13 protein-coding genes are annotated in these 16,215 nt (G+C 56.5%); 10 read left to right on the top strand and 3 right to left on the bottom strand.

The window, feature by feature from the left end; genetic code table 11:
* The first annotated feature begins 16 nt into the window (after positions 1–16).
* Together EI42_RS16030 and EI42_RS16025 are read left to right on the top strand one after the other, a co-directional pair.
* The gene (locus tag EI42_RS16030) at positions 17–2,281 is read left to right on the top strand and encodes an AAA family ATPase (protein ID WP_111323633.1); all 2,265 of its coding nucleotides are present in this window, start codon (positions 17–19) and stop codon (positions 2,279–2,281) included.
* A 15-nt stretch (positions 2,282–2,296) separates the two neighbouring features.
* A complete protein-coding gene (locus EI42_RS16025; protein ID WP_111323632.1) occupies positions 2,297–4,552 on the top strand; it encodes a hypothetical protein in 2,256 nt (751 codons plus the stop codon).
* Positions 4,553–4,601: 49 nt separating this feature from the next.
* Here the strand turns inward: EI42_RS16025 and EI42_RS16020 are convergent, their stop codons facing one another.
* Positions 4,602–5,288 carry a methyltransferase family protein gene (locus tag EI42_RS16020; protein WP_111323631.1) on the bottom strand — a complete coding sequence of 229 codons (687 nt, stop codon included), beginning with the start codon at positions 5,286–5,288 and terminating at the stop codon, positions 4,602–4,604.
* Between the two features lie 379 nt (positions 5,289–5,667).
* Here EI42_RS16020 and EI42_RS16015 point away from each other — a divergent pair, with 379 nt between their 5' ends.
* From EI42_RS16015 to EI42_RS16000, 4 genes are all read left to right on the top strand, one after another.
* Positions 5,668–6,279 (top strand): P-loop NTPase family protein, encoded by a 612-nt coding sequence (locus EI42_RS16015; protein WP_111323630.1) that lies wholly within the window; start codon positions 5,668–5,670, stop codon positions 6,277–6,279.
* Between the two features lie 132 nt (positions 6,280–6,411).
* Positions 6,412–7,236: a MerR family transcriptional regulator gene (locus tag EI42_RS16010; RefSeq protein WP_111323629.1), complete on the top strand. Its 825-nt coding sequence runs from the start codon at positions 6,412–6,414 to the stop codon at positions 7,234–7,236.
* The gene (locus EI42_RS16005) at positions 7,233–8,414 is read left to right on the top strand and encodes an MFS transporter (protein ID WP_111323628.1); all 1,182 of its coding nucleotides are present in this window, start codon (positions 7,233–7,235) and stop codon (positions 8,412–8,414) included. The genes EI42_RS16010 and EI42_RS16005 overlap by 4 nt, the downstream gene beginning before the upstream one ends.
* Positions 8,415–8,474: 60 nt before the next feature.
* Entirely contained in the window at positions 8,475–10,211 is a 1,737-nt protein-coding gene (locus EI42_RS16000) for a CocE/NonD family hydrolase (protein WP_111323627.1), read from the top strand.
* A gap of 27 nt (positions 10,212–10,238) precedes the next feature.
* Here EI42_RS16000 and EI42_RS15995 read toward each other — a convergent pair whose 3' ends face one another.
* A complete protein-coding gene (locus tag EI42_RS15995) occupies positions 10,239–11,480 on the bottom strand; it encodes an ROK family transcriptional regulator (protein ID WP_111323626.1) in 1,242 nt (413 codons plus the stop codon).
* Positions 11,481–11,912: 432 nt separating this feature from the next.
* On the opposite strand from EI42_RS15995, the gene EI42_RS32575 reads away from it, so the two are divergent.
* The 4 genes from EI42_RS32575 (at position 11,913) to EI42_RS15980 (ending at position 15,541) form a co-directional block, all read left to right on the top strand.
* A complete protein-coding gene (locus tag EI42_RS32575; RefSeq protein WP_170142672.1) occupies positions 11,913–12,053 on the top strand; it encodes a hypothetical protein in 141 nt (46 codons plus the stop codon).
* A gap of 251 nt (positions 12,054–12,304) precedes the next feature.
* A complete protein-coding gene (locus EI42_RS15990) occupies positions 12,305–13,657 on the top strand; it encodes an ABC transporter substrate-binding protein (RefSeq protein ID WP_246046256.1) in 1,353 nt (450 codons plus the stop codon).
* Between the two features lie 50 nt (positions 13,658–13,707).
* The gene (locus EI42_RS15985) at positions 13,708–14,640 is read left to right on the top strand and encodes a carbohydrate ABC transporter permease (protein ID WP_111323624.1); all 933 of its coding nucleotides are present in this window, start codon (positions 13,708–13,710) and stop codon (positions 14,638–14,640) included.
* Positions 14,641–14,656: 16 nt separating this feature from the next.
* On the top strand, positions 14,657–15,541 hold the full coding sequence (locus EI42_RS15980) for a carbohydrate ABC transporter permease (RefSeq protein WP_111323623.1): 885 nt from the start codon (positions 14,657–14,659) through the stop codon (positions 15,539–15,541).
* A 52-nt stretch (positions 15,542–15,593) separates the two neighbouring features.
* Here the strand turns inward: EI42_RS15980 and EI42_RS15975 are convergent, their stop codons facing one another.
* Positions 15,594–16,205 carry a hypothetical protein gene (locus EI42_RS15975; RefSeq protein ID WP_111323622.1) on the bottom strand — a complete coding sequence of 204 codons (612 nt, stop codon included), beginning with the start codon at positions 16,203–16,205 and terminating at the stop codon, positions 15,594–15,596.
* Positions 16,206–16,215: the final 10 nt, after the last annotated feature.

Raw genomic sequence — 16,215 nt, 5'->3', positions numbered from 1 at the left:
GATAGAGTGTCGTTTCATGGAAGAAGATCGTGAAGCGAAATTACGCGAACTCATTGAGAAATATCTGCAAGATGCCAGCGCGCAACAGAAGTATCAGGAGAAGCTTGAGCAGCGGCAAGAGAGCTTACCCAAACTGCACCGTCTGGTGAGCCAGTTTGTGAATGTAGAGCTCAATCTGTCTACTTTTGTTCCGCTTCTAGATAAGACGACCCGGGAACAAAGACACTGGGGAGCTGCGGGCACAGGCTTTATGATGGAGCTGAATAAGCTGAATAAGCATCATAATAGCATTGAAACTCCTCTACCTGAAGCAAATCTAAGAGATTATATAGCGCATATAGATATAGAAAATGAGGGAGAGCGAATAGAGCGTTTCTATCACTTTTTAGTGCAAGATCGCGAGCGCTTGCGAAGAGAAGGGAAGCCGGGTAATACGATTGTCGCCCCGGAAAAAAGTGCGCCCATTATTTCCTTGCTCGGCCATTGGCTCTATCCTGAGAGAAAGCTTATTCTCTATTATCCCTCGGTGCGCTACAGCATCTACATGCTCTTGCAGGCAGGCCTGTTGCCTGAGGGGTTGCAGAAGGGGTTCAAGGTAGCTGGAAAAGCAATTGTGGTGCATGAGGCTGACGATCATCAACACTGTAGAGCGGTCTTCGAGTATCTTGTTAACGTGGCTCCTGAGCTGGACAAGCCGTATGCGGTTGAGGATTTTCTACAATGGCTGGTAGAGCAATCTCAGAAGCCCCGGCTTGTCAAGCAGCCAGATGCACGCGATCTCGAAGAGGAGTCGGAGCCGCCCAAAGAGCCACAGGACACCACAGCAGGGGAGACGCCACAGCCGGTCATCCCTACCATTCAGGATGAGGCGCTGCGTCCGGTGCCAGAAGAAGCGCTTGCTCGCTTGCTTCGCGAGGTGCAGCGGCATGTGCTGGTTGATGAAAAGCTGCTGCGGCGCTTCTATCATGCGCTGCTGGCCGGACACGTGATCCTGACCGGGCCTCCGGGAACCGGCAAAACAGAGCTGGCCCGTTGGGTGCCGGAAATCCTCTGGCGGAGCGAGGGGGATGAGCCAACGACAACCGCCTACGCCACGCGGCTGGTCACGGCTACCGACGATTGGAGCTCACGGACGCTGATGGGGAACCTGGTGCCGGTCAGCACGGAAAGCGGGATCAGATATGAGCTTCGCTATGGCCATCTTGTCTCGACGATCCGGCATAACTGGTCGGTGCAAGAAGAGGATCTGATCACGCGGGCCAATGTCATGCAGCGTCGGCTGGTCTCGGTAGTCAGCAGCGCGGGCGAGAAGCAGCAGCTCTATCGCGGGCTCTGGTTGGTCATCGATGAATTTAACCGCGCTCCTATCGATCAGGCGCTTGGTGATGCTCTGACAACGCTTGGCGGCGTGAGCTCGCTGCGAGTGCCCACGAAGGCTGGAAGTGACGAGCTGCCAGTTCCGAAGGATTTTCGTATCATCGGCACGTTGAACAGCTTCGATCGCAACTACCTGAACCAGATGAGCGAGGCGCTGAAACGTCGCTTCTCCTTTATCGAGATCCTGCCGCCACCGCGCTCGATGCGTGCTGCTGAACAAGCGATCGCGCTCTATAAGGCGCTGCAACGGATTCAGCATCTCAACCCCGACGTGATCGAACTGAACGAGGATGGTTCCCTCTACTGGCTGGATCATGTCACCATCGAGCTTGATGAGGACGGGCACTATCAGCTTCAATGGGACGAGGTGCAGCAGGCGTTCAAGCAGGTCTTTGAGGCGGCATGGCGGCTCTTTGAGGTTATTCGCGTGTATCGGCAACTTGGCACGGCGCAAGCGATCGCGCTGTTTCAGCATACCTTGATTCCGGGCCTCTTGCAGCAATACTCGACTGTGGAACAGTGGCAGGAGGCGCTTGACGCCGCTCTGTGCGACACCATCGCCGATCAGCTACAGGTCCTGCTGCCCGACGAGATCACCGTCTTTCTACTCTATCTCAATCAGGTGTCCGGCTCGTTCGCCCCTGCTTTTCAGCGTCATCTTGAGGAGCTGGCCGGGATCTCTCCGGGCCGGTTGATGAAGCATCTGCTGGCGCTTGGCAGTGTTGAGCAGGAGAACGGTGAACCCCTGCTCTCCGAGGGCGAGATTGATCAGATTGCCGCGCAGATACCGCCTGTTGTGCCGTCGGAGAAGCTTGCGCGCTGCTTCCATCTGGGTGAAGCGGTGCTGCCTCTGCCTCAGTTTGCTCGCCGCTTGCGGACCTTTAAAGCGGAACGCGGACTCTAGAAAAGGGGGGCTTGCATGCCAGAGATACCCGAGATGCACCAATGGTCGCAGTACCTTCAGCGTCGGGTTGTGCGGCTGCTGTTGCTGCACGATGGGCCGCTGTTCTATCGCAAGTTTCGCACCTTTCTGACCGAAACCGCGATCGCTCAGGTGCCGCTCCTGCAACAGTATGATCTCTACATCAAGCTGCGGACGATGTGCGGCGAGCTGCTGGATGACATTCTCCCGCGCATTACCCGGCAACTCACGCTGAAGACGACGCAGACGATGCTGCAAGAGGATGCGCCGACGCGGGGCGAGATCGATTGGCCGCGCACGATCGAAGAGACGCTGGCAACGTTTCCCGGTCAGCCGCCGGTGACCTTTGTCACGCGCCTGCGCAACCGGAGCTATCGGACCCCCGAAAACCTGCTGATGGTGGCGATACTGCAACGAGTGCAGGCCGAATTGCAGCGCGTCCGCCAGGAGTTGCAGGGCGATGAGGCGCTGACGCGTACCGAGCGGCAATTTCTGGCGCAATCGGAGGAAGTGCTTGCGAAGGAGTTGAGCGCCCCCTTTTCTCTCGGGTTGCGGGCGGAAGCGGCTGGCGTTTCTCTGCCGCTGCTGATCTCGGACGTACAGGCGCATCTGCGGCCCGGGCCGAATCCCTATCGGGACCTGCTCGCCTGGTGGGAGCGCTTCACCCGGTTTCGCTTTGGGCGTATGGCGCAGCCGGAGAAGGCCCTCGCGCTTACCAGTGAGCGGCAGGATGAGAAGGTTGACGCCTGGCTCTATGAGCTCTGGATTGTGCTTGAGTTGCTCAATCTGCTGCATGAGGAGGGGGCGCTGCTGACGCCGAGCGTGCGCCTGAGCGACGAGCAGATGCAGTGTCTGTTTTGCTGGAACGGGCGTCAGTTTCGGCTCTGGTACAATCGGCAACTGGACACCGTGACCTCCTATGAAGCGATCTGGGATCATGCTCCGCCCACCCGACCAGATTATGTGATTGAGCGTGCCGAGCCGCTGGAGGTGCGTCATCAGGGGCGGCTGATCTGGCGTGAGCCCCCTGTGCTGCTCGATGCGAAATATTATTCGGGCGATCAGGCGGCGGATACCCATTTGCCGATCAAGAAGCTGCTTGGTGATATGACGCTGCTTGGTGCGAAGGTCGGGGCGCTCTTCTTCCCGATGCTTGCGGAGCCCGAGGAGCCACAACAGGTCACACGCACGCTCCGCCCTGGTGAGTCGCGCTACGTCGCGGATCGGGAGCAATGCGTTCATCTCTATCGTCTGGTCCCGACGATGCCAGTAGCGCAACTGAAAGAGCGGCTTCGTGCGGTCATCGATATGGCAACGGCGCAGCTTCCAGAGCGCCCCGCGCCGTGTTGCCAGGGGGTCAGGCTCGATCCTGATACGGTGAATGCGAGCGCGTATCGGGCGCCAGGCCGGCTGATCCTGTGTCGCAAGGCGCATATCGGTGACGAGGTGTTTGATCTGGTCGATGCCGAGGTTGATTGCTTGCGAAATCCACGGGTATGCCATGTGATCGGGCAGGCAATCGTGCCGCCGGTCGTGATGCGCTCGCTCACCGATGAGCAACTGATGGAGAAGATCCGCGATTTTCGGCAGTCGAACGCGGCGCGGCTGAAGGAGGCCCTCTTACAGGGAGATGAGGAGAAAGCGGAACGGATCAGGGACCACATTCTTGGCGTGGTCGGGCAAGCGGTCGAGCAATACGTTGGGATTTTTGGCGATACTTCGGACATAGATGAGAATTTCAAGCGCTGGATCTTTGGCGAATACTGGAAGACGAACCGCAATTGTCTCTCGGAGGAGAGCCGCAAGTCTCTGGTCAGTGGTGAATATGTCTGGAGGATGCTGCAAGGGGTCACGCTCCCCGACTGGACTGCGCCCGCGATCCAGTTCTGTCGCTGTCTGGAAATGGAGCTGAAGCGGCGGTTCTATTATCCATGTGAGAATGACTATACGCTTGGTCGCTCCGGGTTCACGCTCGGGACGCTCGGCTTTTTCTACAGGAATCGTCAAAAAGCAGGGAAGAACTGGGAGACGTGTTGCAGGCGCGTGCGAGCCTCTGGCGGAGATCTTGCTGCCTTTGAAGCCGTGGTTCAGCGTATGATACAGGAGAGGGTCAGCGAGAACCGGAACAAGCTGGCACATGAAGGCACGGTTGAAAGGCATGTTGCGGAGAGCCTGCGCGACAGCATCATTGGAAGTCGAGCGCATCCCGGGCTCTTGCTCTGGTTCGTTCAGAATGTCAACGTCGGGAGCTAAGGCGTGCTGGCCGGGTGTCCTGAAGCGGGCGTCCGGCCAGAGATCAGCGCTACCAGAGCAAGGGGATGAAGCGATAGCGAACGCGTTGCATATAGTCTGTATAGCCCGGAAGCTCTGCTTGCAGCGTGCGTTCTTCCTGCACGGCCCGAACCGCGATCCCGAGAAAGAGCACCAGTACCGGCAGCAGCCCATACCATGAGCCGAGGAGCAGAGTGGCCCCGACGAGAAAGAGCAGCGCTGTCGCGTACATCGGGTGACGCACGTAGCTGTAGGGGCCTGTCGAGATGACGGTCTGCCCGCGATCGGCCTGGACACGGACGGCAGGCGAGAGATAGCTGTTTTCGCGGAACACCAGATAGAAGAGATAGAATGAGCACAACAGCATCAGTCTGCCGATGATCTGGATCACGAGCGGCATCTGCGACCAATGGAAGCGGACGGCGTCCAGCGGCGCTACAGCGAGCCAGGCGAGAAAAAGCAGGTTCGCAAGCACATAAAAGATCTTGTCCCAGGTCTTCTGGTCGGCTTTGCCGATACCCGTCATCCGTTCGGTGAGCAGGTCGGGATTGCTCTTGAGCAGCCAGAGGCTCAGGGCAAGCGTGAAGCCGAAGAAGAGCAACAGAAAGATCCAGCCCGAAGGCCAGAGAAGCGAGCCCGCCGCAAGAAAGAGGACCAGCCCGAGAATGACGAACAGCCCGCCGATCTCGAGCGTAAGTAGCGGAAGTTTGACCTTCATAACAACTCCTCCTGGGTGTCTGCTTTCCTTGTATTGTGCCTCATAAGCGGGCCTCTTTTCCAGTTGCTTGACGGCTCACGCGTGCTTCTGCTATACTCGACAAAACATGTATTTTCTTGAAGAGGAGTATCTATGCCTGACCAGCGCTAACAAGTGCCAGCAAATGTGACTGAAGAGCGATGCCGTCGCCCCGGGGTGACGGATATTCTCTGCTGTTCAGCGCGGCGGTGCTCTGTTAGCAGCTTCCCCTGGCTTTCTCCTTGAACACGAACGCAAGAAGTTGCTCCCTGTCGGGTGCGGTGTTTCTCCTGCACAGTGCTGGTACATTCTCCCCCTTTTTTCTCGTTCTCTGTTTTCTCTCCAGAAAGAGCAATGTACAATGAAAATCCATATTCTTGGAGGCCCGGGCAGCGGCAAAACGACCCTTGCGGAACAGCTCTCCAAGCGGTTTCATATCCCCTGCTATGATCTCGATATCCTGCCAGCCGGGTGGGGAACTGATGAGCAGACGCTTGCAAACACCAGGTATCTTTTTGAGCTGGCACAGCGATCCGACTGGATTACCGAAAATATCGGTCTTATCGGGAACGATCCGCTGCTAGACGCGGCTGATCTGCTTGTTGTGCTTGAAGTTCCCTGGCAGGTGGCGGCATGGCGTATTGTCTATCGTCACTTCTATAAGAGTCTGCATGGAACCAATCGTTATACCCTCAAGCAGCTCTGGCCGCTATTCAAGGGGACATGGATCTATTATCGCAGCAGCATGAGCCCTGCCGAACGCACTTTGATGGAGCAGTGCCTTCAAGAACAGAGCAATCACGTGGAGCCACTTGACGTGATGGGCGTGTTCCAGCGGTTTCAGCGGTACACGTTCAAGATCCCGCTGACCGCAGAGTTTGCCCGCCGCTACCTTGCGCCCTACCGGGACAAGGTGGTTGTGGTCAGAAATAACGCCGAGCGAGCGCTGTTGTTTGAGCGCCTGAAGAAATAAGAGTGGAGGTGAGCGCCGCTGAAGCTTGCTGGTGCTCACCTTTCCACTGCTCAAAAAGACCTCTTGACTCTCCTCTGGACTGGAAGGTTATAGTATGGCTGTGATCTGAAACCGCTAGAAAGGCGCTCTGAAATGTTTAAAATCAGCGAGTTTTCACAGCTCAGTCAGGTGTCGGTCAAGACCCTGCGCTACTACGACCAGCTTGGCTTGCTCAAGCCTGCCCATATCGACCCCTGGACCGGGTATCGCTACTACACGGCTGATCAACTGTTGCGACTGAATCGGATCATGGCCTTTAAGGATCTGGGCTTTACCCTGCAACAGATAGTGCGCCTGCTGGATGAACAGGTTCCAGCGGAGCAGATTCGGGGTATGTTCCGGCTCAAGCAGGCGCAGCTTCAAGAGTTGATCGCGGAAGAGCAGGCCCGGCTTGCCCGGATCGAGGGGCGGCTGCGTCAGATTGAGCGTGAGGGCAGCGCCGTCGCACAGCAAGAGGTCGTGCTGAAATCAGTTGATGAACAACTGGTAGCATCTATCCGGGTACGTACGGCTGCGTCCTCGATCCCGCTGTTGATTGAGGAGCTTGACGCCTATCTCGTGCATCATGGCGTCGCTTCAGTAGCGAATCTCCCGCATCTGGTGCTCTGGCATGGGTGTGAGGAGTGTGAGGATGCCACTGATCTTGAGGTGGCCTGTCCGATCCCACGAAAGGTACGCGAAACCGAGCGAATCACGGTGCATCGGCTCCCGGCACTGCCCGAGGTTGCTACGCTCATGCATGAATGCCACCTGCATAGCACCTGTTCTGCCAGCGCCGATCTGGCGAATTGGATCGAGGCGCATCCCTATCAGATGGTCGAGGGCTGGCCGCGTCGCGAGATCTTCCTGACCCATGAGGAGGGAGCACCGAGCATCGCGGAAGTGCAGATTCCGGTGGTGAAGGAGGTGGGGCGATGAAGCAGGAAGAGGCAGCCGAGCAGGTTGTCAACCCTGTCTCTCCACTGATGAACCGCCTGGCGCTGCTCTCGCTGGCCCTTGCCCCGGCGGCTATCGGCATGACAGAAGAACTGCCTATCGGGCTCTTGCCGGATATCGCGCATGATCTGAATGTGCCGCTCTCGGGGGCAGGGATGCTTGTGTCTGGTTACGCGCTCGGGGTTGTGATCGGTGCGCCGCTACTGGCACTCGGAACGCGCCGCCTGCCCCGGAAGCCGCTCCTGTTGGGGGCGCTCCTGCTCTACGTCATCGGGAACGCGCTGCATCTGGTTATGCCTGACTATCCCGCGCTGCTGCTGGTGCGTTTTCTGACGGCGCTGGTACATGGGATCATTTTCGGCGAAAGCTACGTGTTCGCGGCTCAACTGGCTCCCCAGCGGCAGGCGCAGGCAATCGCGCTGGTGTTTGGCGGGTTTGTGGTGGCGACGGTGGGCGGTGTGCCGCTTGGAACATGGCTCGGGCAGCAGTTCGGCTGGCGGATGCCGTTTCTGGTCGTGACGGGACTGGGAATCCTCTCGGTGCTGGCTATCGCGCTTTTGCTCCCGGCAACGAAGCTGCAGCCGCAACGCGTGCCGCTCGGGCAGCTCTTCCGTGGGCGTGTCTTGCTTCCGCTGGCGATGACTGTGACCAGTTGTGGTGGTATCTTCGCGCTGCTGACCTATGTTGTCCCGCTGCTGGAGCAGGTTTCGGGGTTTGCGCCCGCAATAGTCAGCGTGCTGCTGCTCATCTTCGGCGTGGGCTCATTTTGTGGAAACCTGCTCGGTGGTCGTCTGGCCGACCGGTGGTTGTATCCTTCTCTGCTTGGTTGGCAGATGCTTCAGTTGCTCTTGTTGACGCTCTTCCTGTTCCTGGGCAGCAGTCAGGTGATTGCGGTGGGAGCGTTATTTGTCTGGCAGTGTGCGGGCTTCGCGACGATTGCTCCGATCCAGAGTATCGTGATCAAGCAGGCCGGAGAGGCTTCCAGTCTGGCTTCAGCGTTCAATGTTGCCGCCTCGAATCTGGGAAATGCGGCGGCTGCCTTTCTGGGAGGGCTGGCCCTGACGCGAGGAGTGCAGGCGGTCCCGCTGGTTTCACTGATCTTTGTGGTGCTCGGACTGGCCCTGACCCTCTGGTGTACGCGTCTGGTTCGATCTGAATAGAGCATTTCATAAGGACAAACTGACGTCCTTCATTCGATACAGAAAGAGGGAAAAAGGAGTATGGAAAGGAATATTCATGTTGAGGTTGATGTTCCTGCGGTGATGCGCGATGGCACTACGCTGCGCGCAACGATCTACCGTCCGGCAGAAGGCCGCTGGCCGGTTCTGCTGATGCGGAGTCCCTATGGCAAAGATATCCCCCGGGCGGATGTCCTGATTGATCTGGACCCGGTGCGCACGGCTCAACAGGGCTATGTGGTGATCTTGCAAGATGTACGCGGGCGCTTTGCCTCGGAAGGCGAGTGGGATATAAATAACCTCGCCCATGAGCATCTTGATAGCGAGGATACGGTGAAGTGGGCGGCCTCGCTTCCTTTCAGTAACGGGCAGGTGGGCATGTATGGGATTTCGTACTTCGGCTTTACGCAGCTTGCGGCGCTGTTTCAGCGGCCCTTGGGATTGAAAGCGGCTGCTCCCTCGAAGACCTGGTTCGAGATCACCGATGGCTTCCTGTTTCGTGGGGGAGCGCTGGAACTGGGTTTCTTGAGCTACTGGCGCTTGCCGCTCTGGTTCGATACGTTTGAGCGCAACTACCGCAAGCATGGAGATGCACAGCGGTTCGCCGCCCAGGTGCAGCGGCTCAGTACCGATATTGACCGCTTGTCCGATGGTGTGACCTCGCTTCCACTCAAGGACTATGCGCCTTTTGCACCCGAGGAACGGGGCGGTTTCTTGCTGGACGTGCTGCGGCATGGTCCCCGTTGGGAGGCGCTCCAGCAGCTTTCCCCGCGCCATCGCCTGCAAGAAGTGACGGTGCCAACGCTGCATATCGCGGGCTGGTACGATATCTTTTTGCAGGGCACGCTTGACAACTTCACCTTCCTGCGGATGCATGGGAGCACTGAAGAGGCCCGGCAGGCGCGGTTGATCGTTGGCCCCTGGACGCACCTTGATTCGTCGAGCGTGCAGGGTGATCGCAATTTCGGGCTTGCCGCGAATGCCGATCTGATGGGACAGCAGCTACGCTGGTTTGATCGCTTACTGAAGGGAGCGGAGATGCCGAACGAGGCTCCGGTGAAGCTCTTTGTGATGGGCGCGAATGTCTGGCGTGACGAGCAGGAATGGCCGCTTGCGCGCGCGATCGAGACGCGTTTCTACCTGCATAGCAACGGGCATGCCAACACGCTGCACGGTGATGGCACGCTGAATACCGCGTTGCCCGAGGATGAGGAGCCCGATTCCTATAGCTACGATCCTCGCGATCCGGTGCCGACATGTGGCGGGCCACTTCTCATGGGGCCAGATTGGCGCTGTGGGCCGATCGACCAGCGCCCGCTTGAACGGCGAGATGACGTGCTGGTCTACTCGACGGCGCCGCTTGAAGAAGATGTAGAAGTGACAGGCCCGATCAAGGTGACGCTGTGGGCAGCTTCAAGCGCCCGGGATACCGATTTTGTGGCGCGTCTGGTCGATGTCTTCCCCGACGGAACCGCGTATCCGTTGACGGATGGCATCATTCGCGCACGCTATCGGCATCCAGGGCAGGAGCCCTCACTGATCGAGCCCGGAAAGCTCTATCAGTATGAAATTGACCTCTGGGCGACAAGCAACCTCTTCAAGCGGGGACACCGTATTCGCCTGGATATCACGAGCAGCAGCTTCCCGCGCTGGGATCGCAACCCCAATACGGGCCACGAGTTTGGTGCTGATGCGGAGCTGCTCACCGCGCACCAGACGATCCTGCACGACCATGAGCATCCTTCGTTTGTCGTGTTGCCAATCATTCCACAGGCGTAGGTTCGTGCTCGGGAACACTCCGTTCCCCTACCTGCTGGTTCGCTGTGTGAGCAGGCTATCAAACGGATGAATGTACTCGTCATCTTCGTAGATGGGCGGCTGAAAGACACGCTGCAAAATCAGGCAGGCGGCTCCCCGCGCCCAATCGGTCTCCTTGATCGGTGTGAAGATCAGAGCGCGCTCGCGCGGCGGACCGAAGATATGCGGCGGAATAGCCTCTTGCAGCGGCTTGAGCAATACATCCCCGGCAAGAATGCCTTCTCCGCTGATGACGATGCGCTCAGGATCAAACAGGGTAATCACGTTCGCGATGGCGATTCCCAGAGCCTCACCTGCTCGGTGAAAGATCGCTTGAAGCGCCGTATCGCCTGCCCGGGCCTGCTCGATGAGGGTGGTGATCTCCTCGCGAACCCGGTAGCCTGGATCACGGTGCGTTGCCGCTTGCAGGATGCCATAGTACGAGGCGACGGCATCCAGGCAGCCCCGCTTGCCACAGGTACAGCGCGGGGCATCAGGACTGAGATCAATGGTCATATGTCCGAACTCGCCGGCACCTCCATACTTGCCGCGATAGATCTTGCCATCAATAATAATGCCCATGCCGATGCCGCGCCCGATGGTGATAAGCAAGAAGTTCTGTGTCCCGCGTGCCTGCCCGAAGAGACGTTCCCCGATCGCCAACGTGTTGACATCGTTGTCAAGGTAGACCGGAACGTGCAGCCGGAATTGCAGCGCTGGAGCAAGCTCAACGTTGTGCCAGCCTAAAAGCGGAGAATAGCGACAAATCCCGTGTTCAGAGTCGATCAGGCCGCCGAGCCCGACCCCGAGGCCAAGAATCTGTCTGAGTGAGAGCCCCGCCTTTCTTACAAGCTGTTTCATGGTCATCGAGATGCACTCGATGACCTGTTGCGGGGACGTGCCGCCGGGAAATGTCTGCTCACAATCCCGAATGATCGAGCCGCGTAGATCGCAGATGGTCATCGTCATCCCGTTCTCGCGCAGCTTGACGCCGACCGTGTAGCCAGCGGCAGGGTTGATACTGAGGAGGACAGGTCGTCGTCCTCCACTCGAGGCCTCGATTTTCACTTCGATGACCAGACCCGCGCTGATGAACTCCCTGATAATTCGGGTGACGGTGGCTGCCGGGAGCCCGCTTTTCTCGGCCAGCCGTGTGCGTGAAATAGCCTGTTCCTCTGCAATCAGATTGAAGAGAATGCTCTGATTGAGATCGCGTAACAGGCGCTTGCTTCCAGTGCGTGGTACTGTCATTGCTACCTTTTTCCTCTCCCATAGTGCTCAAATCATCTCCATTGATTGGTGTATGGGGCTGCCTCAACTTGCGAAAGAATAGCTCAACTTGCAAACATGTAGCAGAAAAGAAGCCCTCGCTGATTCTTTTCTCTCTTCTGGCAGAAACTTGAAGAACGTGTATCCACAGGTGTGGGATGAGAGGGCTTGATTCTGTGCGAAACTTTATTATTTCACAGAAATAAGTATACTGTGTTGTCCGTCCAGTTTGTCAAGAGTGTGTCTGAGAGATGGGCAAAAGCAAGAACGGGTTCTATGCAGGAGTGCGAGCAAACCGGACGGCATTTTCCCCCGGGAGAAAATATATTGACATGGAGCAAATTTTCAGGTACAGTTGTCAATAACATATTTGAGTGAGTGAAATAAGTCGCTCTGAACCAATGGAGGTTGAATATGCAGCGTCGGCTCTTTCCTGCGTTCACTCTGTCACCGTGGATCACTCAACAATATCGGACTTTGCTTCATATGAACCCGCTCTATGCGCTGGATGACCCGCCATCGCTTTTCCCCATTCCTTCATCATTTCCCGATTAGCTCATGCTTGCTCACAGCGAAAGGAGAAGAAGAAGGATCTCCGGTCCTATCGTCGTTGTTTGGAGAAAGCGGTAATCGTTTACTGCTTGATACAAGCGTTTCATTCATTTCCTCAACGTCACATAAGCTTGACAGCATGTCTTCTGGCTCACAGAGAAGGATCTGGATGAGAGCAGACATGCGTTTCCTCAGAACGAGGATGATCTGAGTATTTGAAAGACCCTATGGAACAGGGAGGAGAAATCATGAATATGTCTCAACGCACACCACTGAACGCAGTGAATCGTCGGGCCTTTATGCAGCGAGCAGCGGCGCTCGGTATCTCCGTTGCAGGCCTTGAAACCTTGCTGGCAGCCTGTGGCGGCGGCGGCGGAAACGGAGGCGGAGATATTCGCTGGACAAACTGGGCTAATACAGGCGAGATCCAGCGTTTCAAAGATTTCACCGCGAACTACAACAAGACCCACAATGCGAATGTGACCTACAACTTTATCCCCTCTGCGAACAACAACTATTTCACCAAGATTCAGACCGAACTGAACGGGAACGCGGGGCCGGATGTCTTTTATGTCGGTGATGGAGACATCGGAAAGCTGGTGGCCAACCAGTCCATTGTTGAGCTGACCGACCTGCTCAACAGCGACAAGAGTAAGTCGAAGGAAGCTGATTTCCAGGCAGGCCTGTGGGGCGCGGCAAAGACACTAAGCGGCAAGATCTACGGTGTGCCCGTTGACTGTAACCCGCTGGTGCTCTGGTATAACAAGAAGGTGCTGGAAGATGCCGGAATCACCACGATGCCCGCCGACCTGTTCGAGCAAGGGAAATGGACGCGTGAGGCCTTTGATGACATGATACAGCGGATCAAGGCGAAGAAGAAGTACGGCTATGTGATGGAATCGTCATCCACGGCCTACTGGGCCTGGTGTACAGTCAATGGCGGCAAAGTCTACGATAAAGATGGCTATGGTGATCTCATCGTCCAGGATGATCTGAAAGCAATGGATGCGCTGAACTGGCTGACGCAGCGGGTCCGCGAGAAGGTGGTTGTCTATGCGGGCAGTCTTCCGAAGGGGCAGGGCTCCGATCTTGCATTCATCAGTGGTCAGACCGGCTTTATCGCGGTAGGACGCTGGAATCTGCCAACCTTTAAGCTCTCGAAGGGCCTGCGCTATGACTGTGTGCCGTATCCGTCGCCGACTGGCAAGATCGCACCCGCACCGGTTGCGCTGGCATACATGGTCATCAATAAGAAGACGAAGCTGCTTGATAAGGCGTTCGACTTCCTGACCAATTTTGTGTCAAAAGATGGACAGCACTTCCGCTTGCAGGGTAATGGAAATGCCGTCCCCTCGCTTAGCTCAAAAGAGCTGGATCCGCTGGTGACCGAAGGCAACGACCCCGAGCATGCGCACTACCTCCTCGACGCCCGCGCCGCAGGCTATGCACTCTTCCCGGCTGAGGCCAATACTCCCGGACTCACAGACGATATTAAGACCGCCCTTGATCCTGTCTGGCTTCAGGGTAAGGACATCAAGACCACATTGGCCGATTTCGCCTCCAAAGCAAACCCGCGCATCAAGCAGGCGATGGAAAGAATCAAATAGCGTGTTTCTGAAGAAGATGCACGTTTTTGAAGAGGAAAGGTGCTACCCGGATGGATGTACAATTGCATGGAAAGGCGGTTGCAGAAAAGCAGCGGCGTGGATGGAGTCAGAAGGAGAAGAAAGAAGTCTTCTGGGGCTATACCTTTATCCTGCCGCAGTTGCTCGGCATGCTGGTTTTCTCGATCTTTCCGTTGATCTCGGTATTTGTTCTGAGCCTGACCCAATGGGACGGGCTCGGAGACATTCACTTCGTTGGCTTTCAGAATTTCATCGATCAATTTACCGGTGAGGATCTACGGATTGCGCTGGCGCGCACGGTCTACTATACAGTTCTGACGGTGCCTATTGGCCTGTTTATTGCGTTGATGCTCTCGCTGGCGCTGAACAATGTGCGGGGCAAGTCGTTTTATCGTCTGCTCTACTTTATGCCCTATGTTACGGGCTCGGTCGCGGTGGGTGTGATCTGGTCATGGCTGCTCAACAGTGATCTTGGCCTGATTAACAATCTGTTGAAGGGCTGGTTTCATATTGATGGGATTGGCTGGCTGACCGATTCCAGATATGTCATTCCCTCACTTGCGATGGTGGGTATCTGGCAGGGATTGGGCTTCAACATTGTGCTGTTCCTGGCGGGCTTGCAGGGCATTCCGCAGACCTACTTTGAGGCGGCGCGTATCGATGGCGCGAACCGTTTTCAAACCTTCTGGCGGGTGACGCTGCCCCTGCTGACGCCGACGATCTTCTTTACAACGGTCATCTCTGTCATCAACTCGTTTCAGGTCTTTGATCTTACCTTTATTCTCACCGATGGCGGCCCCGGGAAAGATAGCTACACGATGGTCTATCACATCTATAACCTGGGCTTTAAGTCCTCCCAGTATGGGAGCGCAAGCGCGGTTGCTGTGATTCTGTTTCTGATTCTGATGGTTCTGACCCTGATCCAGTTCCGGCTTCAGCGCCGCTGGGTGCATTACGAAATGTAAGGAGGAGAAAAGGGAGATGCAAAAGGCACTACACCATGAGGGCGCTGCGAGCGTGCGGACCAGACCAAAACAACGGCGCTCCGGGCTATTGCTGACCATCCTACTGCATGTGATACTGATCGTCTTTTCGGTCGTTATGGTCGCGCCGTTCCTGTGGATGCTGGTCTCGTCGTTTGAGTCGACCGAGCAGGCATTCAGTATCCCGCCGACATGGATTCCCAACCCGATTATGTGGGAGAACTATCCGCAATCATTGCAGGCGCTTCCCTTCCATCTCGCGTACTGGAATAGCACGCTTGTCGCGGTGACGGTCACGCTCTGTCAGCTTATCACGTGTTCGCTGGCGGGCTATGCCTTCGCCCGGCTGCGCTTCCCGGGACGGGATATCATCTTTTTCCTGTTTCTGGCGACGCTGATGATCCCGTTCCAGTTGACGATCATCCCGATCTTTCTCACCATGAAAGAGCTGAATCTGCTGGACAATCTGCTTTCGCTGATTCTGCCGCCGTCGCTCTTCAGCGCGTTTGGCGTCTTCCTGATGCGTCAGTTTATCATGGGACTGCCGACCGAGCTGGAAGAGGCCGCGATCATCGATGGAGCGAGCCGCTGGGCTATTTTCTGGCGGGTGATCTTCCCGTTGCTGAAGGCGCCGCTCTCCGCGCTCGGAATCTTCGCGTTCCTGAGTCAGTGGAACGACTTCTTCAGGCCCTTGATTATGCTCAATAGCTCCGAGAACTTCACGGTGCCGCTGCTGTTGAACCAGTTTCGCGGCCAGTATGCGACCGAGTGGACGCTGGTTATGGCGGGCTCGGTGATCGCAATCGTGCCTGTGCTGATCGTTTACCTGCTGGCTCAGCGCTACGTGATTCAGGGTATCGCGATGACGGGACTCAAGGCGTAGCAGTAATCATAACGGAGAAAAGGGACCACCAATGGCGAGTGGTCCCTTTCTGTTATTTCTGCGTTTGTTGATAGGCTTGAAAGTCGTTCAGGATAGCGCGAGACAACCGCTGGGGTTTTCCAAAGCGCCCATCCAGCGTGATTTCTTGCTCCTCATTCGTCTTTTTGTGGACCACAACTACCTTTAGCTCATCCTTTTTGCTGGTATCGACGAAGAGATCAGACAGGGCCTGATACTCGATGACCTTTGGCTTTTTCTCGTCCATCTTGAGCGTGAAGCCATCCGGGCGTAAGATGAGAAACTGAGCGTGTGGGTTAAGAGAGTTGTGGATGCTCTCCAGGCAGGCCAGCAGGAAGAGGACTCCAAGCACTGCCGCGACAAGGTAATCAATGATGCGCCAGAGGCCGGGATTGTTCAATTGCAGCGGCCCTGACAGATGCTGTCTGAGCATGTCGCTGACCATGCTCGGCAAGAGATGGAGGAGCAGAGAGTTGACGAATGTGAGCTGCGGATTCAGCGTATGCCAGACGAGAAGAGCTATCAACCCGACAAGCAGAAGTGCGTAGAGAACCGTCTGCTCTTCAAAAAAAACCTTCTTTGCGTAATGAATGCGCTCCTCGGACGGAAGCTGATCCTGTTCAAGCGTGTCGTTGAATGGATGCATAGGTATCCCT

Source organism: Thermosporothrix hazakensis (assembly GCF_003253565.1).
Classification (GTDB): Bacteria; Chloroflexota; Ktedonobacteria; order Ktedonobacterales; family Ktedonobacteraceae; genus Thermosporothrix; species Thermosporothrix hazakensis.
This window is presented reverse-complemented; position numbering and strand designations above follow the sequence as displayed.